The sequence below is a fragment of the Pseudomonas sp. GW821-FHT05H12 genome (assembly GCF_059419385.1).
Map to the genome: position 1 here is coordinate 15,359 of NZ_JBWKRS010000006.1, position 19,325 is coordinate 34,683.

18 protein-coding genes are annotated in these 19,325 nt (G+C 60.1%); 9 read left to right on the top strand and 9 right to left on the bottom strand.

Annotation, left to right across the window (positions count from 1 at the left end):
* Positions 1–56: 56 nt before the first annotated feature.
* Positions 57–5,753, bottom strand: a complete 5,697-nt coding sequence (locus AC07SU_RS06955; RefSeq protein ID WP_494996583.1) for a membrane-targeted effector domain-containing toxin — start codon at positions 5,751–5,753, stop codon at positions 57–59.
* Positions 5,754–5,929: 176 nt separating this feature from the next.
* Between AC07SU_RS06955 and bamJ the strand changes: the two genes are divergently transcribed.
* Entirely contained in the window at positions 5,930–6,547 is a 618-nt protein-coding gene (gene bamJ, locus AC07SU_RS06960; RefSeq protein WP_106578202.1) for a BamJ family beta-barrel-assembly machinery protein, read from the top strand.
* A gap of 151 nt (positions 6,548–6,698) precedes the next feature.
* On the opposite strand, the gene AC07SU_RS06965 is transcribed toward bamJ, so the two are convergent.
* The 3 genes from AC07SU_RS06965 to AC07SU_RS06975 all read right to left on the bottom strand — a co-directional run bounded on the left by AC07SU_RS06965 (position 6,699) and on the right by AC07SU_RS06975 (position 8,638).
* On the bottom strand, positions 6,699–6,956 hold the full coding sequence (locus AC07SU_RS06965; RefSeq protein WP_003194088.1) for a PA4570 family protein: 258 nt from the start codon (positions 6,954–6,956) through the stop codon (positions 6,699–6,701).
* Between the two features lie 160 nt (positions 6,957–7,116).
* On the bottom strand, positions 7,117–7,458 hold the full coding sequence (locus AC07SU_RS06970) for a zinc ribbon domain-containing protein YjdM (RefSeq protein WP_017735022.1): 342 nt from the start codon (positions 7,456–7,458) through the stop codon (positions 7,117–7,119).
* A 211-nt stretch (positions 7,459–7,669) separates the two neighbouring features.
* On the bottom strand, positions 7,670–8,638 hold the full coding sequence (locus AC07SU_RS06975; RefSeq protein ID WP_176996946.1) for a polyprenyl synthetase family protein: 969 nt from the start codon (positions 8,636–8,638) through the stop codon (positions 7,670–7,672).
* A 239-nt stretch (positions 8,639–8,877) separates the two neighbouring features.
* Here AC07SU_RS06975 and rplU point away from each other — a divergent pair, with 239 nt between their 5' ends.
* The 7 genes from rplU to AC07SU_RS07010 all read left to right on the top strand — a co-directional run bounded on the left by rplU (position 8,878) and on the right by AC07SU_RS07010 (position 14,502).
* On the top strand, positions 8,878–9,192 hold the full coding sequence (rplU, locus tag AC07SU_RS06980; protein ID WP_007950961.1) for a 50S ribosomal protein L21: 315 nt from the start codon (positions 8,878–8,880) through the stop codon (positions 9,190–9,192).
* Between the two features lie 34 nt (positions 9,193–9,226).
* Positions 9,227–9,484, top strand: coding sequence for a 50S ribosomal protein L27 (gene rpmA, locus AC07SU_RS06985; protein ID WP_003176049.1), 258 nt, complete (start codon positions 9,227–9,229; stop codon positions 9,482–9,484).
* A gap of 194 nt (positions 9,485–9,678) precedes the next feature.
* Positions 9,679–10,902, top strand: coding sequence for an Obg family GTPase CgtA (gene cgtA / locus AC07SU_RS06990; protein WP_176996947.1), 1,224 nt, complete (start codon positions 9,679–9,681; stop codon positions 10,900–10,902).
* A gap of 111 nt (positions 10,903–11,013) precedes the next feature.
* Positions 11,014–12,132 carry a glutamate 5-kinase gene (gene proB, locus AC07SU_RS06995; RefSeq protein ID WP_494996584.1) on the top strand — a complete coding sequence of 373 codons (1,119 nt, stop codon included), beginning with the start codon at positions 11,014–11,016 and terminating at the stop codon, positions 12,130–12,132.
* A 15-nt stretch (positions 12,133–12,147) separates the two neighbouring features.
* Entirely contained in the window at positions 12,148–12,612 is a 465-nt protein-coding gene (locus AC07SU_RS07000) for a CreA family protein (protein ID WP_015885841.1), read from the top strand.
* Positions 12,613–12,713: 101 nt separating this feature from the next.
* A complete protein-coding gene (locus tag AC07SU_RS07005; RefSeq protein WP_494996585.1) occupies positions 12,714–13,196 on the top strand; it encodes a glutathione peroxidase in 483 nt (160 codons plus the stop codon).
* 202 nt (positions 13,197–13,398) lie between these two features.
* Positions 13,399–14,502: an NADH:flavin oxidoreductase gene (locus AC07SU_RS07010; protein ID WP_494996586.1), complete on the top strand. Its 1,104-nt coding sequence runs from the start codon at positions 13,399–13,401 to the stop codon at positions 14,500–14,502.
* 383 nt (positions 14,503–14,885) lie between these two features.
* Here AC07SU_RS07010 and AC07SU_RS07015 read toward each other — a convergent pair whose 3' ends face one another.
* Positions 14,886–16,064, bottom strand: coding sequence for a glycosyltransferase family 4 protein (locus AC07SU_RS07015; RefSeq protein ID WP_494996685.1), 1,179 nt, complete (start codon positions 16,062–16,064; stop codon positions 14,886–14,888).
* Between the two features lie 54 nt (positions 16,065–16,118).
* Positions 16,119–16,886 carry a sulfate transporter CysZ gene (gene cysZ, locus AC07SU_RS07020; protein WP_494996587.1) on the bottom strand — a complete coding sequence of 256 codons (768 nt, stop codon included), beginning with the start codon at positions 16,884–16,886 and terminating at the stop codon, positions 16,119–16,121.
* A gap of 281 nt (positions 16,887–17,167) precedes the next feature.
* Here cysZ and trxB point away from each other — a divergent pair, with 281 nt between their 5' ends.
* Positions 17,168–18,130, top strand: coding sequence for a thioredoxin-disulfide reductase (gene trxB / locus AC07SU_RS07025; protein ID WP_010206474.1), 963 nt, complete (start codon positions 17,168–17,170; stop codon positions 18,128–18,130).
* Between the two features lie 170 nt (positions 18,131–18,300).
* Here the strand turns inward: trxB and AC07SU_RS07030 are convergent, their stop codons facing one another.
* From AC07SU_RS07030 to folX, 3 genes are read right to left on the bottom strand one after another with little or no spacing between them, the layout of a single operon-like run.
* Positions 18,301–18,639: a HopJ type III effector protein gene (locus tag AC07SU_RS07030; RefSeq protein ID WP_312493766.1), complete on the bottom strand. Its 339-nt coding sequence runs from the start codon at positions 18,637–18,639 to the stop codon at positions 18,301–18,303.
* Positions 18,632–18,928, bottom strand: coding sequence for a DUF1244 domain-containing protein (locus AC07SU_RS07035; RefSeq protein WP_176996953.1), 297 nt, complete (start codon positions 18,926–18,928; stop codon positions 18,632–18,634). Before AC07SU_RS07035 ends, AC07SU_RS07030 begins: the two co-directional genes overlap by 8 nt.
* Positions 18,929–18,951: 23 nt before the next feature.
* Positions 18,952–19,323 (bottom strand): dihydroneopterin triphosphate 2'-epimerase, encoded by a 372-nt coding sequence (folX, locus tag AC07SU_RS07040; RefSeq protein ID WP_003176029.1) that lies wholly within the window; start codon positions 19,321–19,323, stop codon positions 18,952–18,954.
* Between the last annotated feature and the right edge of the window lie 2 nt (positions 19,324–19,325).

Here is a 19,325-nt window from a genome sequence, read left to right on the forward strand (position 1 = left end):
CGGCTGGGGGGTTAAAACAGGCACCCTGCCCGATGAACGGGCAGGGGGCTGGCGGCCTATCCCGCCACTAGTGTCAGCCCCATGCCTCTTGGAGGGGAGGCCTTGAGCGCTTCGACCAATTGAGAAAGATAGTAGAAGCGTAATTGGCTGAAGGCTTCCCAGCGCGCAACGAAATACTGGCCCTTTTCGTCGATTTGAATCGGTGTGGTGAGAATTTCATTGCTACGTGAAAAATGCACCAGGTTGACCTCGTTAGCGTTGGGGCGCTCGATGAAGAAGTGCCCGGGTGCCGTCAGCTTGCTGCGGTCCGGCGGAGGTTCGACGGGGAGGGGCTGCGGCCGCCCTGCAATGCCCACTTCGACGCGGTAGTCGCTGCGCAAGGCCACGCCGTAGCTGTCATCAACCGATTGCCAGCCAGCGCTATGCAATGGCTTGGCCAATTGCGGTGTGGTGTCACGCACATGGAGGCTGACGGCATCCTGCAACTGCGCGATGCCCGGTACACCGACATACATGTCCGTGTGTGCACTGCCCATGAACGCCACCCACTTATGCGGACCAAGGGCCTGTTGGTCCGAGCTGATCACCTGGTTGGCAAAGTAGCTGAACAGCTGGGCGCGCTTGTTTTCCCCACTAAGGCCTTTGACGTGATAGCTGGCGGTGCAGTCCAGCGCGCGGATGCGGATCCCGTGTTTATTGGCAGCCTTGACCACCTGGGTGAAGCTGTCCGGGCCCTGGTATTGCGGCATATGGCCGGCGTCCATACCGAGCAGGTAATTTTCCAGAATGCGCGGCATTTTCAGCGTGCGCTGGTAAGTCTCCAGTGCGGCCTGGTGCAGGTCGGTGAGCAGATGCTCCATGTATAGCGTCTTGACCCCCTGTTTTTTCAGGTGCTTGAAGTTGTCGATCAGCAGCCGCTTGCTGGCGCGGGCACTGTGGGCTTCGCCGATGACCAGCCCGAGTTTTTGTTGGTACAGCCGCTCGATGAACACGGTTTCACTGCTGGTCGTGGCCAGGTTTGCCGGCACATTGCGTGGGGGCACTGTGAAATCGCTGAAAAATGCTTTGGCCTCGTCCGAAAGCCGCTGCCGGGTTTGGCTGAAGGTAGATTGCGCGGCAGCATGTCGGGGGGTGGAAATTGAGTAGCGAGTGTCGAGGCCGCGATGGGTCTGCCTGATCAGGTTGATATCGCTGCGAATGCCTGAGGGCAGGTCGAACACGGCGTAGTGGCTGACAGCGATTGCCGGCGTGCCCGATGTGCTGGGTGTGCGTATCGTGACGTGGGTGGTTGGCAGGGCCAGGGTGAAATCACCGCGGGATTGTGCGCTAGTGGCGGTGTCGGGCCATACGCCGATGCGCTGGCCGGGGGCGGCATCTTCAACCCGCAGGGCCGGGGTGTTTTGCAGATCTGCCAGGCCCGCGACCTGTTCATAAGTACCCAGGCGGCTGGACTCCACCAGCGCCACCCAGCCTTCGCCGGGGTTGTTTTTCAGGTTTTGTTCAATCACCGAGTGGGAGTAGAAATTGCGCAGCTTGCTGCTGCGGGGAATGAAGCGCGGACCATCCCCCAGAGCCAGTACGTGCTCCATATGGTACGAGGCGGACCCGTCGATGCCATCGAGGGCGATATTCAAGCGTTGGGTCTCCAGCAGCAATTTTCGATAAGTGAAGGGGGCATCGGCGGTGAGCCCCAGGGTTCGATCGACTTGCATCAGATGTTGTTCGACCTGTGCCAGCGCATAGGCCTTGCTGCCGCCGAGCTGGTTGTTGAGGACCTTCAGCTTGCGATGGAACAGGTCGCGGGGCAGGTTTTCGATGTAGACGCGCTTGAGCCCCTGTTCGGCCAGTGCAGGCAATTGTTCGATCAACAGTTGTTTGCTGGCAATGGAGCTGTCGAGGGCGCCGATGATCAGGCGCTTGTTGCGATTGAACAGGGTTTTGAGGATATCCACAGGCGCGGCTTCGACCGCGAACACGGGCAAGGGGGATTTGGGCGCGGCAACGGGCAACGCCGAAAAGAACGCCTCGGCGCGCTGGGCCAGCAGCTCGATCTGTTTGGCGTACGCCGTGCGCAAGGGGGCCGCTTCGGTGAAGACCTTACCTTGGGCTGCACCGGCAAAGTCGGCCTCCATATCCTGAAAATAGGTCTTGAACTCCGGGTCGAACAACGCGCGGAAGGTCTTGGCCTGGTCGGGCGCTACGTCGAATACTTCCAGCGGGCTGCTCTCATCGGCCAGCAGTTTTTCGTACTTCTTGCGCCCGCCACCGATCACACCGGAACGCACCCATTGGCCATCGGCATTGCGGTTGACCCACCGTGCAGTGGACAGCAACTGGCCGCTCTGCGGGTCATGGCGATAGAGCAAATAGCGACCCAATGCATCCGGGGTATTTGCCGCCCACAGTGAACTCCCGTCAAACAACACCGGTTGCATACCCTCGGGCTTGAGCATCGTCATCTGGTTGATCAGCGCCTTGTCGACGGCTTGCGTGCTGGTGTGGATCGTCGGGCGCAGTGACTTGAAGACGCCCTTGAACGCTGGACGTACGTCGAACAATAGCGCGCCGCTCACGTTGGCCAGGTAACCGAGGTAGTGTTGCAGGGCGCTGTCTTTGTCGTTCTGGTGGTAGGCATTCAGGGCAAGCATGGCGTCCTTGAAGGCCAGCAGCCCGCCCAGGGTCAGGCTGAGTAACGGGAAGGGCATGGTGGCCACGGCGGTCAGCCACTCGACGCAGGTCCACAGAATACCGGTAATCATCTGAAGCCGATTGGCCGTAGTGGCGTGCACGTCATCAATCTTGCGTTGCAGGTTCATGTTGTAGAACTCATGGCGCAGATCGGTCAGCGGTGTGATGTGCTGGATATTGTCATGCCGTGCAGGGCTCGGGGTGGTGCGGTCGATCTCTACCGGCAACCCTTCACGAGCGGTTTCCAGGAACTGTGCAACCCGTGCCATTGACGGCAACGGTACCCGCGCGCCCCAGTAAGCAGGCATGCCCTCGACTTTTTTGAGCAGGTAGTTGAACAGCCTGGCCTCGCGCCAACCAATGCCATCCGGCGCATCAGGTGTGTAAAGCAATATCGGGTTGTCGCCGTGGCTGAACAGGTAGTTGCCGATCACCCAGTCCCCATTAATGGACAGCCGGTGCACCCTGTAGGTGTTGCGCTCGAGGGTGCCGCTGTCGGACAGACCGTCAATGGCTTTCTCCAGCCAGGCCAGGTCAGCCTGAGTGAGGTGCCCTTGCAGGCAGGATTCCAGAGCGGCGCCTTTCATTTGTAGCTGTATGATTGCCAGCACGGCATTGCGTCGTTTGTCATAACCCGGGCTGTCACTGTTTTGCAGGCGCCGGCGGATTTCGTCGGTGTAGCGTTGGCCGATCCACACGCCTGTGACGGAGCGTGCGACGTTCTGTGCTGTCAACGGGCTCAGGTCAACACCGGGCGGGCCGCGAAAGGTCGCGGAGGCTGAAAACTTTTCATTGATAAAGCCGATGCCATCCTCATACCCGTCTCGATACAGTGTGGTGTAAGACACCGGCGCCGGGGCAGCGCCGATCAGTGGTTTGGGGGCGTAGGCGAACACTGTGTCCGGGTCAATATCGTTTTGCTGACGACCTAGCAGCCGGTTGAGACTGAGCCTGGCTTGTTCGTGGAGGTAGCGTTCAAACGCAGGAACGCTGGATTCAGCGTCCGGCCTGGCGTTGTAGACACTCAGTGCGCCGGCGGCATCATCGGCCAGGTTTGCCAGGCGGCTGCGGTCATTGGCAGAGGCCTTGCGGTACCAGCCCGGTGAGCTGAACTCATAGTCATCCAACTGTATCGTCAGTTGGTGCGCGGCTATCGCTTCCAGGCAGTCGTTATAGGTGCTTGGTGTGCCGAAGGTTACTTCCAGGTGCTCGTTGGCGTCAGGGCGCAGGCTGATACTGCGCAGGAAGTCACGCATCTTTGGCTTGAAACGCAGCGGCACTTGTTCCAGCAGGTAATCGCTCATGCTGCGCCCCTTGAGGCGAGCCGTACTGGCTGTCCAGCCGATGATGTGGGTCTGGCACTCACGTAGCGTGCGGAATGCGATGAACTGTTGGGCGCTCGGCGCATCGGGCGTACACAGCAGCAAGCGCGTGATCCGGCCCTGGCCGTCTTCTTCGCGCAGCAGCCACAGGTCCTTGAGTTGTGCGCCGTGAAGCAGCACGGTCTGGGCATGCAACTGTTGGCTCGGGTGTTTTTGCAGGTCTTCGAAACTTCGAAAATCATCCGGGGCCAGATGGCCTTGCAGCCTGGCGATGTGGGCCATGAGTACGAGGCGCTGATCGAAGAAGTTGCAGGCAGCCAGCTTGATCTGTGGCGTGGCCAGTGCTGTTTTCAGCGTGCTGGCGAAGTCCAGCCGCGGTTGCAGGTCTTGCAGCAGTGTGATCAGGGTTTGCACGTTGAGGTGGGCGTGGGCCACACCTAGCGGCGCACCGGCGTAGGTCAGGGTACTGCGCTCCAGAAACGCTGAGCCGGGTGTACTGTCACCGGGATGCACACCGCGCAAGGTCAATTCCACCAATGAGCGTTGCTGGTTGTAGGTGCCGACCTGAGGCACCGTACGAACGGTGGTGATGTGTAGCAGGTCTGGGTCCAGGTCGTGGATATCCAGCTCATCGGCCAATTGCTCGGCCCATTGATGGCGGGCCAGTGCTTGAGGGGTCGCGGCGGGGCCGAACAGGTCGAGGAAAGTCTGGCGAGCCCTGTTGTAGTGGTGCAGCTGCTGGTCGATGGTCGTGCGCTCGAGCGTATTGGCGCTGCGATACCAGTCGGGCAGGGCGTTGAACAGGTTGCGCTCAAGCAGGCGCTGCGCGCGAAAGTCCAAGCGGGCAGTGAGGTCGGGCAGCGCGGCGTGGAGCGCGTCGTCGAGGTGCTGCTTGAGTTGGGTGGCGTTCAGCTGAGCGTTCTCGGCCAAGGCCAGGGCGTGGAGGATGTCTTTTTTGCGCTTTTCGAGCAGGGCTTGATAGGCGTATTCGAACAGCGGTTGACCTGTGATCGGTTGCAGTGCCAGCGGCCAGATATCGGTGACGGCCAAGTGTTGATACCGCACTGGCAAATGACGACTGAATTCAGCATGGCCGCTGCGCGGTGTCATGGCTTGCAGCAGGCCACGGTCGAGGTCTTGCAAGGTAGCGAAGGCTTCCAGCCCGCGTGAGGGCGTGAAGAGCAGCACCGGCCCAACGTTCGTGTCACCGCTCAGGCTGTCTACAGTTGGGTTGGCCTGGCGTGTCAGCACGAACGCCCCGGCAAACTCGATGCGCTCGTCCTGGTAATCGAAGGTCAAGGCGTACAGGCCGGGGCGTAGTGCCGGAGGGCGGGAGCAGTCTTCCAGCATCTGCAGGTCGGAGGGGGATAGCAGGGCATCACTGACGTTAAGCCGGGTTTCCTGTTCCAGCGCTTTGATGCCGGCGGTGTCGGTCAGGTAGGTCTTGCGGCTCTGGCCATGGACGGCACTGGTGTCGTCCAGATCTTGCAGTTGGGTGTCGAGGCGGGTTTTCAGCTGGCTCAGTTGGCTGGGGTCGGTCAGGTCCAGTGTTTGGTAAAAGGCTCTGGCCTGGGTCATGTAGGCCAGGTTGATGCGCTTGAGGGCGGTGTTGAGGGTGTCCAGTGCCAGCCGCTCGGCTGGCAGGGTGACGGGGCGTCGACTGTAAGGGCGCAGTGTCGGATCGATTTCCAGCAGATGGCTATGGATTTGTTGCAGGGCTAGCGGGTTATTCTGCGTACTCATCGGTACGGTCCCAGGGTGATGAATGGAATCACCAGCATGGGCGGCGGCGGCTTGTGCCCGGCTGTAGATAGCTATGCCGTGGCGCTCATCAAGGTTGGGTGTTGTGTGCTAGTCTGCTGGCCCTTTTAGATCTGGAGGGCACGGTAAATCGTGCCTTCCTACAGCGGAGCACCTTCATGTCCGAAGTTAATCTGTCCACCGACGAAACCCGCGTCAGCTACGGTATTGGCCGCCAACTGGGCGACCAACTGCGCGACAACCCGCCACCGGGCGTGAGCATCGACGCGATCCTGGCCGGCCTGACCGACGCTTTCGCCGGCAAGCCAAGCCGTGTCGACCAAGAGCAAATGGCTGCCAGCTTCAAGGTCATCCGCGAAATCATGCAAGCCGAAGCGGCTGCCAAGGCTGAAGCGGCCGCTGGCGCTGGCCTGGCATTTTTGGCTGAAAACGCCAAGCGTGATGGCATCACCACCCTGGCTTCCGGCCTGCAATTTGAAGTGCTGACTGCCGGTACTGGCGCCAAGCCGACCCGTGAAGACCAAGTGCGTACTCACTACCACGGCACCCTGATCGACGGCACTGTGTTCGACAGCTCCTACGAGCGCGGCCAGCCTGCAGAATTCCCGGTCGGCGGCGTGATCGCTGGCTGGACCGAAGCCCTGCAACTGATGAATGCCGGCAGCAAATGGCGCCTGTACGTGCCGAGTGAACTGGCTTACGGCGCTCAAGGCGTTGGTAGCATCCCGCCGCACAGCGTTCTGGTGTTTGACGTCGAGCTGCTCGACGTTCTGTAAGACCTGCTGATTACTGCGGGTGTTGGGCTTGTATGGGAGCGGGCTTGCTCGCGAATGCATCAACGCGGTCTGTCTGATACACCGTGTTGTCCGCTTCGCGAGCAAGCCCGCTCCCACATAAAGCCCATTCCCAAAGACCGTACAGTTTGCTTCATGGATGGAACTTGCCATTCAACTCCGTGGCCGGGCGCAATGCTCGGGCATAGCAGAACAGAAACAGATTACGCACGACCTCTTTCAGCACCCCAGGCTCACTGGAACTCAGGCCGTTCACGTCCAGGTCGCCCTGGTCCTGCAGTTCATTCAGCGCTTCTTCTTCCAGTACCGCACAGACTTCACCGGTTTCCCGATGCAGGATCCGCAGGTAAGGGTGTGGGCGATCCAGCCAGGCATCGATCAAATACGTCATGAGTCATTCTCCTTGATGAGTTTCAATGAGAATAATTCTTATTCGTGGAATAGCAAGTGCCTATTGGCGGATTCTGGATTTTTCTGTGTGGATATTGCGCGGGATCAACGGGGAGAGCGAAACGCCATCCCGCGACGGGCGCGGGATGGAAGCAGCAGGTTCAGACCTTGCGCACGAACTCGGACTTGAGCTTCATCGGGCCGATACCGTCGATCTTGCAATCGATATCGTGGTCGCCGTCGCACAGGCGGATGTTCTTGACCTTGGTGCCAACCTTGACCACCAGGGAGGTGCCCTTGACCTTGAGGTCCTTGATCACGGTAATGGTGTCGCCGTCCTGCAGCACATTGCCGACGGAGTCTTTCTTCACGGTTTCATCGCCGGCCGCTTCGGTCTCGCCGTTGGCGGACCACTCATGGGCGCATTCCGGGCAGATCAGCTGGGCGCCGTCTTCGTAGGTGTATTCGGAATTGCATTTCGGGCAGGGTGGCAACGTGCTCACTAAGGCTCCTTGAGAGTCAGGATGGCTAAAGGGCGCACATTATATAGGGTTTATTGCGAGGGAGGACGCAGTCTTGAGCTGGCAATACAAACTAAATGTGGGAGCGGGCTGGCTCGCGAAAGCGGGACTCAGTCAGCACATATACTTACTGATACACCGCTTTCGCGAGCAAGCCCGCTCCCACACAAGCCCTTTCCTACATGGGGCCGGGTCAGTGAGTGCGGGCTACCGCAAATTCACTCAGCTCAACCAGGGCATCCCGGTATTCGCTGGCTGGAATCACTTCCAGGCACTGGATGGCACGGGCGACGAAATCGCGTGCCAATTGAGCGGTGTAATCCAGAGAGCCCGAAGCCTCTACGGCGGCACGAATGGCCTCCAGGTCTTCGATCCCGCCTTTCTGGATCGCTTTGCGCACCAGCGCAGCCTGTTCTGGCGTGCCTTCGCGCATGGTGTAGATCAGCGGCAGGGTCGGCTTGCCTTCGGCCAGGTCGTCACCGACGTTCTTGCCCAGGGTTTCGGCATCGCCACGGTAGTCGAGCAGGTCGTCCACCAGCTGGAACGCCACGCCCAGGTGGTCGCCAAAGGTGCGCAGCGCTTCGGCCTGTTCGGCGGTGGCACCACACAATGCGGCGGCACTGTGGGTCGAGGCTTCGAAGAGCATCGCGGTTTTGCCGCGAATCACTTCCATATAGGTTTCTTCGGTGGTGCTGGCGTCGCGGACCTTCGACAGCTGCAACACTTCGCCCTCGGCGATGATACGTGTGGCCTGTGAAAGAATCTTCATCACCGGCATCGAGCCCAGCTCGACCATCATTTCGAAGGAGCGCGAATAGAGGAAATCACCCACCAAAACGCTAGGGGCGTTGCCCCACATTGCGTTGGCGGTCTCGCGGCCACGGCGCATGCCGGACATGTCGACTACGTCGTCATGCAGCAGGGTAGCGGTATGCAGGAACTCAATGGTGGCGGCCAAGAGGCGCAGGTCATCGCCCTCACGGCCCAGGGCCTTGCCGCACAGCAACACTAATAAAGGACGCAGGCGTTTGCCGCCCGCCGACGTAATGTAGTCGCCAATTTTGGAGACCAGCGGCACTTTAGACGTCAGCTGCTGCTTGATGATGCCGTCGACGGCGCTAAAATCGTCCGCGACCGCGCGGTAGAAAGCTTGGGGTTGCATCAGCGACAGTCGCTCCAGAAGGGTTGCGCGGCATGCTAGGACCCTCACCCCCGGGTGTCAAGGCGCGATAGACGGCCCCTTGCAACACGATGTTGGCTTGCGTACAATCGCGCACCCTGAACTTCCTGGGCAGCACCTGCCTTACGCAATTGCATTCGGGACGTCCATCCCATGCAGCCATGCCAGCCAATACCTTTTCTTATAAAGCGCTGGGTGAGCAGGATTATCGGAGAAATACCATGTCGTACGCAGTAATTGTTACTGGTGGCAAGCAATACAAGGTCGCCCCAGGTGAATACCTGAAGATCGAAAAACTGGAAGTCGCTACTGGCGAATCCGTGACTTTTGATCGCGTTCTGTTGGTCGCCAATGGCGATGACGTGAACATCGGCGCTCCAGTTGTTGCTGGCGCTACCGTTGTGGCTGAAGTGATCTCCCAAGGTCGTCACGATAAAGTCCGCATCATCAAGTTCCGTCGTCGTAAGCACCACATGAAGCGTATGGGCCACCGCCAGTGGTACACCGAGATCAAAATCACCGGTATTCAGGCTTAATTTCAGCCTAATTCCTCACTAGGAGAATTGACTCATGGCACACAAAAAAGCTGGTGGTAGTACCCGTAACGGTCGCGACTCAGAAGCCAAACGCCTTGGCGTGAAGATGTATGGCGGCCAGAAAATCATTCCGGGCAACATCATCGTGCGTCAGCGCGGCACCCAATTCCACGCCGGTTACGGTGTAGGCATGGGTAAAGATCACACTCTCTTCGCGAAAATCGAAGGCGTGATCAAGTTTGAAGTAAAAGGCGCGTTCAACCGCCGTTACGTGAGCGTTGTCGCAGCTTAATTGCGAGATCGCTGGAAAAGCCCTGTCTTGCGACGGGGCTTTTTCGTTTGTGGGGTGAGTCTCTTGCAAAGCTGTTTGTAATGGACGCAAGCCGCCGGATTTGCGGCGGTTGCTTGAGGTCGCTACGCTCATTTTTGCAAGAGTCTTATGTCTTGGTTTCTTAAGCTCGTCCATGCGACGAGAGGCGTTTTGTTATGAAGTTCGTTGATGAAGTTTCCATCCGAGTAAAAGCAGGCGACGGCGGTAACGGTTGCATGAGTTTCCGTCGCGAAAAATTCATCGAAAACGGTGGCCCGAACGGCGGCGACGGTGGTGACGGCGGTTCCATCTACATGATGGCCGACGAAAACCTCAACACCCTGGTCGACTACCGTTACACCCGGCACTTCGATGCCGAGCGTGGCTCCAACGGCGGCAGCACCGACTGCACCGGCAAGAAAGGCGAAGACCTGGTACTGCGTGTACCGGTCGGCACCACGATCATCGACTCCGCTACCCAGGAAGTGATCGGCGACCTGACCAAGGCCGGCCAGAAGCTGATGGTTGTGCAAGGTGGCTGGCACGGTCTGGGTAACACCCGATTCAAGTCCAGTACCAACCGTGCGCCGCGCCAGACCACACCTGGCAAGCCGGGTGAGCAGCGTGACCTGAAGCTGGAAATGAAAGTACTGGCTGACGTGGGCCTGCTGGGCTTGCCGAACGCCGGTAAAAGTACGTTCATTCGCTCGGTTTCGGCCGCCAAGCCGAAAGTCGCCGACTACCCGTTCACCACCCTGGTGCCAAACCTGGGCGTGGTCAGCGTCGACCGTTGGAAAAGCTTCGTGATCGCCGACATTCCCGGCCTGATCGAAGGTGCTTCCGATGGTGCAGGCCTGGGGATTCGCTTCCTCAAGCACTTGTCCCGCACCCGTCTGCTGCTGCACCTCGTGGACATGGCGCCGCTGGATGACACCAGCGCACCGGACGCCGCTGAAGTGATCGTCAGCGAGCTGACCAAGTTCAGCCCGTCCCTGGCGGAGCGTGATCGCTGGCTGGTACTGAACAAATGCGACCAGATCCTCGAAGAAGAGCACGAGGCGCGCGTCAAGGAAATCGTCGACCGCCTGGAGTGGGAAGGCCCGGTCTACGTGATCTCGGCCATCGCCAAAGAAGGCACTGAGCGCCTGACCCGCGACATCATGCGCTACCTGGAAGACCGCGCCGACCGCCTGGCGGCCGACCCGGTGTTCAAGGCCGAACTGGCCGAACTCGACCAGCGCATCGAAGACGAAGCCCGCGCCCAGCTGCAGGCCCTGGACGACCAGCGTGCCCTGCGCCGCAGCGGCGTGAAGTCGGTCCATGACATCGGCGACGACGATTGGGACGAAGAAGACGTGGATGATGAAGACGGTCCGGAAATCATTTACGTGCGCGACTGATTCGTTGCAGTAAACTTGAACGCCGCTCCTTTTAGAGCGGCGTTTTAGTATCCGGGTTTAACGTTATGGGCCGCGCTGGGTCGCGCAGCCCTCAATCTAAGGTTGAAGATGATGCGGAGCAAAGTGACAGGTGCGCAGCGCTGGGTCGTAAAGATCGGAAGTGCGCTGTTGACGGCGGATGGCAAAGGTCTGGATCGCACAGCCATGGGCGTCTGGGTTGAGCAGATGGTGGCCTTGCATGAGGCCGGTGTGGAGTTGGTGCTGGTGTCGTCCGGGGCGGTTGCTGCCGGGATGAGCCGCCTCGGCTGGACCGCGCGACCCAGCGCGATGCACGAACTGCAAGCCGCCGCCGCCATCGGCCAGATGGGCCTGGTGCAAGCCTGGGAATCCAGCTTTGCCGAGCACGGCCGCCACACGGCGCAGATCCTGCTGACCCACGACGACCTGTCCGACCGCAAGCGCTACCTCAATGCCCGCAGTACCCTGCGCGCGCTGGTAGAACTGAAAGTCATCCCGGTGATCAACGAAAACGACACCGTGGTCACCGACGAAATCCGCTTTGGCGACAACGACACCCTGGCCGCCCTGGTGGCCAACCTGGTGGAAGCCGACTTGTTGGTGATCCTCACCGACCGCGATGGCATGTTTGACGCTGACCCACGCAACAACCCCGATGCCCAGTTGATCTACGAAGCCCGCGCCGACGATCCGGCCCTGGACGCCGTGGCCGGCAGCGTCGGCGGTGCCCTGGGCCGTGGCGGCATGCAGACCAAGCTTCGTGCAGCGCGCCTGGCTGCACGTTCCGGCGCGCACACGATCATCGTCGGTGGGCGCATCGAGCGCGTGCTGGACCGCCTCAAGGCCGGCGAGCGCATCGGCACGCTGCTGTCGCCGGAACGCGGCATGCTGGCGGCGCGCAAACAATGGCTGGCCGGTCACCTGCAAACCCGGGGCACCCTAGTGCTGGACGATGGTGCGGTGTCTGCATTGTCCCAAGGCAACAAGAGCCTGCTGCCGGTCGGCGTCAAGCTGGTGCAGGGCAGCTTCCGGCGTGGTGAGATGGTGGTGTGCGTTGCGCCGGATGGTCGTGAGATCGCCCGTGGCCTGGCCAACTACAGCGCCCTGGAAGCCCAGAAAATCATTGGACAATCGTCCGATGCGATTGTCGGACTATTGGGTTACATGGCGGAACCGGAACTGGTTCACCGCGACAACCTGATCCTGGTCTAACCAAAGGAATACACGATGCGCGTAATGAAGGGATTACTTGGCCTGCTGCTGGCCATGCCGCTGCTGGCCTCGGCCGAAGAAATCGGCCAGGTGTCGACCGTGTTCAAATTTGTCGGCCCCAACGACCGGATCGTCGTCGAAGCCTTCGATGACCCCAAGGTCGACGGCGTGACCTGTTACCTGTCGCGCGCCAAGACCGGTGGCGTTAAAGGCGGCCTGGGCCTGGCTGAAGACCGCGCCGAAGCCTCGATTGCCTGCCGCCAGGTGGGCCCGATCCGCTTCAAGGGCGAGCTCAAGGACGGCGATGAAGTGTTCAAGGAGCGCACCTCCCTGGTGTTCAAGACCATGCAAGTGGTGCGCTTCCTCGACAAGAAGCGCAACACCCTGGTTTACCTGGTGTACAGCGACCGTTTGATCGAAGGCAGCCCGCAAAACGCGGTGACCGCGATTCCGATTCTGCCCTGGCCGACCGCTCAGTAACCCGCAGGCGAGTTTTGCAATCGACGGCTATGATTGCAGGCTTGCGGGTTGTAATCTCGAAGCGCCGCAATGCGAAGAACATGGGATATCTGGAGTTCGTCATGAGTGCTTTCCACGACCTGAAACTCAAAGCTTTGGACGGACAAGAGCTACCGCTGGCGCCCTTCAAGGGGCAAGTAGTGCTGGTGGTGAATGTGGCCTCCAAATGTGGTTTGACCCCGCAATACGCGGCTTTGGAAAACCTCTACCAGCAATACAAGGACCAGGGGTTTACCGTGCTTGGCCTGCCGTGCAACCAGTTTGCCGGCCAGGAGCCAGGCACCGAAGAGGAGATCCGCGAGTTCTGCGGCTTGAACTACGGCGTGACATTCCCTCTGGGCAGCAAGCTCGACGTCAATGGCCATGACCGTCATCAGTTGTACCGTTTGCTGGCGGGCGAGGGCGCTGAGTTTCCAGGCGATATCACCTGGAACTTTGAAAAATTCCTGCTGGGCAAGGATGGCCGCGTGCTTGCGCGCTTCTCGCCGCGTACCGCGCCAGATGATCCAACGATTGTCCAGGCCATCGAAAAAGCCCTGAGCTGAAACCCTCGCTGTAGGAGCCGGCTTGCCGGCGATGAGGCCAGCAAGTCTTGCTGCGTACTTGCGGATGCTATCGCCGGCAAGCCGGCTCCTACAGAGCTTGCGCCGCTTTTACCCCTTAATCACCCAAATCAATAGTGCTATCCAACACGTTGCACTCTCCATATTATCCACATCATAAATCCCTCTGACGTGGAGTGCTCCCATGCCTGTGCAAGCCTTGTTCAAACCCTTCCAGCTCGGCGCATTGCAACTGTCGACCCGTGTCGTGATGGCGCCGATGACCCGCTCGTTCTCTCCGGGTGGCGTGCCTAACTCCAAAGTGATCGAGTACTACCGTCGTCGCGCCGCTGCCGGCGTGGGACTGATCATCACCGAAGGTACTGTGGTCGGCCACCAGGCTTCCAATGGCTACCCGAATGTGCCGCACTTCTACGGCGAAGCTGCCTTGGCCGGTTGGAAGAAAGTGGTCGACGCCGTGCACGCCGAGGGCGGCAAGATCGTCCCGCAGTTGTGGCACGTGGGCAGCGTGCGCCGTATCGGTACCGAGCCTGATGCCAGCGTGCCGGCCTACGGCCCAATGGAAAAACTCAAGGACGGCAATGTGGTCGTCCACGGCATGACCACGCAAGACATCAAGGACGTGATCAACGCCTTCGCCCAGGCCGCCAAGGATGCCCAGAGCATCGGCATGGACGGCGTGGAGATCCACGGTGCCCACGGCTACCTGGTGGACCAGTTCTTCTGGGAAGGCAGCAACCAGCGCACCGACGAATACGGTGGCAGCCTGGCCAATCGCTCGCGTTTTGCCATCGAACTGATCAAGGCCACCCGTGCCGCCGTCGGCCCGGATTTTCCGATCATCTTCCGATTCTCCCAGTGGAAGCAGCAGGACTACACCGCACGCCTGGTGCAAACCCCTGAGGCGCTGGGTGAGTTCCTCAAGCCGTTGTCTGACGCGGGTGTGGATATTTTCCACTGCTCCACTCGCCGTTTCTGGGAGCCGGAATTCGAAGGTTCCGACCTCAACCTGGCCGGCTGGACCCGTCAGCTCACTGGCAAGCCGACCATCACCGTGGGCAGCGTCGGCCTGGATGGCGAGTTCCTGCAGTTCATGGTCAATACCGATAAGGTCGCGCAACCCGCCAGTCTGGAGAAGTTGCTGGAGCGTTTGAATAACGACGAGTTTGACCTGGTTGCCGTGGGCCGAGCCCTGCTGGTGGACCCGGATTGGGCGGTGAAGGTGCGCGAAGGGCGCGAGGGTGACATCCTGCCGTTCAGTCGTGAGGCGTTGACCACATTGGTGTGATCAGGCCCGTTGGGCGTTGGAGAGGGGCCGGGTATGTGGGTAATCCGGCCGGGATGGGCGCGGGCGATGCCACTGTTGCGGGTGGTGTGCCTCGGGCGTTTGCGCTGGATTGCCCGTAGTCCCTGGAGTGCTGAAGTGCCAATTGCTGTGAGTCGCTGCTGCGCTGATGTGTGTCGACATAAAAAACTCTTTCAGATTATGGGGTGCCCACCTTCACCAGGCAGGTGAGTTATGGGTGGCCATAATCGGAGCGGCGTTCCCGACATATGCAGTTTGATAGCGGCGACTCAGACAATGACTATTGCCTATTCCGAATGGCTGTCACGTAAACCGTCGGCTGTAGCCGCTGAGTGGTGAAGTGGACGACGTGCGCTGTCGACGAATCAGCGTGGGGACGGTAACGGCGGAGCAACGAACTCTCCCTGGCACACACCTCGTAACTGCTGCTCAAACTGCTCGATAATCGCCGGCCAGCCCTGACGGCTGGCATGTTGCCGGGCATTGAGGCGCATGCGGCGCAGGCTTTCGGCGTCTTCGAGCAGCCAGTTGGCGGCATCGCAGAACGCATCTTCGTCCCCCGGCATCGCCAGCACGCCGTTGTAGCCATGGCGAATATGCTGGGTCGCTGCGGCCTGGTCATAGGCCACCACTCCCAAACCCGACGCCATCGCTTCCAGCACCACATTGCCAAAGGTTTCCGTCAGGCTGGGAAACAGGAACACGTCACCTGACGCGTAATGCCGCGCCAGCGCTTCACCGCGCAAGGTGCCGCAGAAGATTGCCTCGGGCAGTTCCTTCTCCATGATGGCCCGTTGCGGCCCATCGCCGACGATGATCAGTTTCATCTGGCGCATAGGGTAGGTGTCTTGCAACGTCTCGAAGCAACGCTTGAGCAGTCCCAGGTTCTTTTCCTGCGCCAATCGACCTACATACAACACAGCGGTTTGCTCGTCGTTCAAGGCCCAGCTTTCACGCAGCGCGTTATCGCGTTTTGCCGGGTGGAACAGCTGGCTGTCGACACCGCGCGACAGCATGCCCAAACGCTCGAAATGCCGACGCTCCAGTTCCAGGCGCTGACTGGCACTCGGCACCAGGGTCAAGGTCGAGCGGTTGTGAAACCAGCGCAAGTAATGGGTGACCATCCGGCTCAACACACTCAAACCGTATTGGTTGGAATACTGTTGGAAATTGGTGTGAAATCCACTGACCACGCTGATGCCCAGGCGCCTGGCTGCGCGCAGGGCAGACAAGCCCAACGGCCCTTCCGTGGCGATATACAGCACATCCGGGCGCTGGCGCGTCCAGCGCCTGAGCAACTTGTGCATCGACGACTGGCCCCATTGCAGGCCGGGGTAACCCGGCAATGGCCAGCCACGACACAGCAGCAATTCATCGTCGCTGGGGCGGCTCTGGTCACTGCCCTGGCGTGGGCGCACCAGCTCGACTTGATGGCCGCGCGCGCGCAAACCCTCGCACAGGCGGCCAAGGGTGTTGGCCACCCCGTTGATCTCTGGCGGGAAGGTTTCGGTAATGAGGGTGATGTGAAGCGAGGCTGTCGTCATGACCCACAGTGTCACCGTGGGCCATGTCGTCATTGTGTCTTCCAGATGATGGATTTATGACGGGGTCACTTTTTGCTGCTGTGCCATCGCCTCGGCACCCTGTTCGCGTACCCAGAACAGCGTGGCCCCGGCCACTGCCGCCGGCATCATCAGCAGGTTCACCACCGGCACCAGCAACACCAAGTAGACGATCCCGCCGAAGCTCATGCTCTGCCAGCGCTTCTGGCGCAGCCAGGCGAGCATTTCGTTCCAGCCCAGCTTGTGGTTGTCGGCCGGGTAGTCGATGTACTGGATCGCCATCATCCACACGCCGAACAACAGCCACAGCGGCGCGGCGACCAGGTTGACCACCGGGATGAACGACAGGATAAACAGGCCGATGGCCCGTGGCAGGAAGTAGCCCAGCTTGCGCATTTCCCGGGCCAGGGTGCGCGGCACCATGGCGATCAGTTCACCCCAGCTGAAGGCCGGGAAGTCATCCGTGCCGCGCACCACCACCTCAACTTTCTCCGAGAGAAAACCGTTGAACGGCGCGGCGATGATATTGGCCAGCATGGTGAAGGTGAAAAACACCATCAACACCACCAGCACCACAAACAGCGGCCACAAGAGGTAATTCAGAAAACCCAGCCAACTGGGCAGCGTCGGCATCAAATGGTCGACCCACAAGCTGAACTGGTGGCCGGCGAAATAGATCAAGCCGACGAACAGCACCAGGTTGATTGCCAGCGGCAGCAGCACAAACAGGCGCAGGCCAGGGCTCAACACCAGTTTGAGGCCTTCACGCAGGTATTGCGGGCCGGAAAGAGCAGGGGCGGGCATGGAGAACTCCGAGCAGAGGGACGAACGCGCCGACCTTACCGGCTTTGCTTCACAGGCGAAAGCCACGACATCAGCAGTAACAAACCCATCGATCAACTAGGTCGACAGCATAGAGACCACCTATGAGCTGGATTGTTATTCCGTATTTCCTTAATCTTGCCCCCCTCTATACGCTGCACCCATTATTTTCAGGACGTGCGAGTTCAAGCCTTCCCCAAGTGCTTCGCAGTCCTTTTTTATTCCAGCCGCCCTGTTGCCCGGGTGGTCGATAGGAGTGAGTCATGTCTGATACCCGTCATTCGCGAGTGATTATTCTCGGTTCCGGCCCTGCCGGTTACAGCGCTGCCGTCTACGCTGCCCGGGCCAACCTCAAGCCGTTGTTGATCACCGGCATGCAGGCGGGCGGTCAGTTGACCACCACCACCGAAGTCGACAACTGGCCGGGCGACGTCCACGGCCTGACCGGCCCGGTGCTGATGGAACGCATGAAAGAGCACGCCGAGCGCTTCGAAACCGAGATCGTGTTCGACCACATCAACCAGGTCGACTTCTCCAAGAAGCCTTACAGCCTGACCGGTGACAGCGGCGTCTACACCTGTGACGCACTGATCATCGCCACCGGCGCCAGCGCCCGCTACCTGGGCCTGCCGTCGGAAGAAGCGTTCATGGGCAAGGGCGTTTCGGCCTGCGCGACCTGCGACGGTTTCTTCTACCGCAACAAGCCGGTGGCTGTGGTCGGTGGTGGTAACACCGCGGTGGAAGAGGCGCTGTACCTGGCCAACATCGCCAGCACCGTGACCCTGGTTCACCGTCGCGAGACCTTCCGCGCCGAGAAGATCCTGATCGACAAGCTGCACGCCCGTGTCGCTGAAGGCAAGATCATCCTCAAGCTCAACGCCACGCTGGACGAAGTCCTGGGCGATAACATGGGCGTGACCGGTGCCCGCCTGAAAAACAACGACGGCAGCTTCGACGAGCTGAAAGTCGACGGCGTGTTCATCGCCATCGGCCACACCCCGAACACGTCGCTGTTCGAAGGTGTGCTGGAAGCCAAAGACGGCTACCTGGTGGTGCAGGGCGGCCGTGAAGGCAACGCCACTGCTACCAACATCGAAGGCATCTTCGCCGCCGGTGACGTGGCTGACCACGTGTACCGCCAGGCCATCACCTCGGCCGGCGCCGGCTGCATGGCGGCCCTGGATGCCGAGCGTTACCTTGATGGGTTGAAGGACGCTTCGTTCTAAACCCGTTGAAATAAAAAAACCGGCTGAGAGGCCGGTTTTTTTGTGCCCGCGATCCAATTAACACCACAAGACAAATGTGGGAGCTGGCTTGCCTGCGATAGCGGTGTGTCAGCCACCACCGCCATCGCGGGCAAGCCCGGCTCCCACATTGACAGTGTTCCGTTGTTGAATCAGCGGCGGGTCAGGGGCTGTGCGGTGAACTTCACACCGGCCAGGCCGTGCGCGATCAGCGCACGAATATTGCCGTGATCGCTTCCCTCCGGCGTGGCCACCACCGAACGGTAATGCTCACCAAACGCCAGCAGCGCTTCCTGATCGCTCAAACCTTCCAGCAGTGCCAAACCCAAGGTCTTGCACGAACCCTCGTTCTGGCCGGCGGCATTTTCAACATCGCCGTTGGTGAAGGCTTGCGGCTGGTAGTCGTAACCCGCGGCTACAAAAGCCAGGGTGTCGGCAAATACATGTTCGCCGCTGTTGAGGCTGGCACGCAGGGCATTCAAATCAGTCATGGGTTTTTCCTTTGGCAAACGCCGCCTGTTGGTCAGCGCTGGCTTCTTTCTGGTAGTGGGCTTTCCACTCGGCATACGGCATGCCGTACACCACTTCGCGGGCGTCATCGAGGCTCAGCTCGATGTGGCGTTCGTCGGCCTCGGCCTTGTACCACTTGGACAAGCAGTTGCGGCAGAAACCGGAGAGGTTCATCAGGTCGATGTTCTGCACATCCTTGCGGCTGTCCAGGTGGGCCACCAGCCGGCGGAAGGCGGCGGCTTCGAGTTCGAGGCGTTGTTGATCGTTCATAGGGCTCACGCAAATCTCAGGGGTTAGCGGCTGGCCGCCAGGGTAATCGACACCGATTCGGCAAAGCGTAGCGCATGGGGCTTGTCCACTTCGACTTCGGCATACAGCACAGACTCGTTGCTCATCACCAGGTCCAGCAGCTCCTGGGTCAGGCGCTCCAGCAGGGCAAAGCGGTTGCCTTCGACGTGGGCAATGATGGCTTTGGTGATGGTGCGGTAGTTCAGCGCGTGGTCGATATCGTTGTCGCGCACGGCTTCCTGCGCGGCATACAGGATGGTCAGGTTGATCAGCACGTCCTGCTTGTTGAGGATCTCATCCTCGTTGATGCCGATGTACGTACGCAGGCACAGGTCCTTGACCCGGATGCGCGCCATGCCTGGTTGAAGTTGTGGCATTG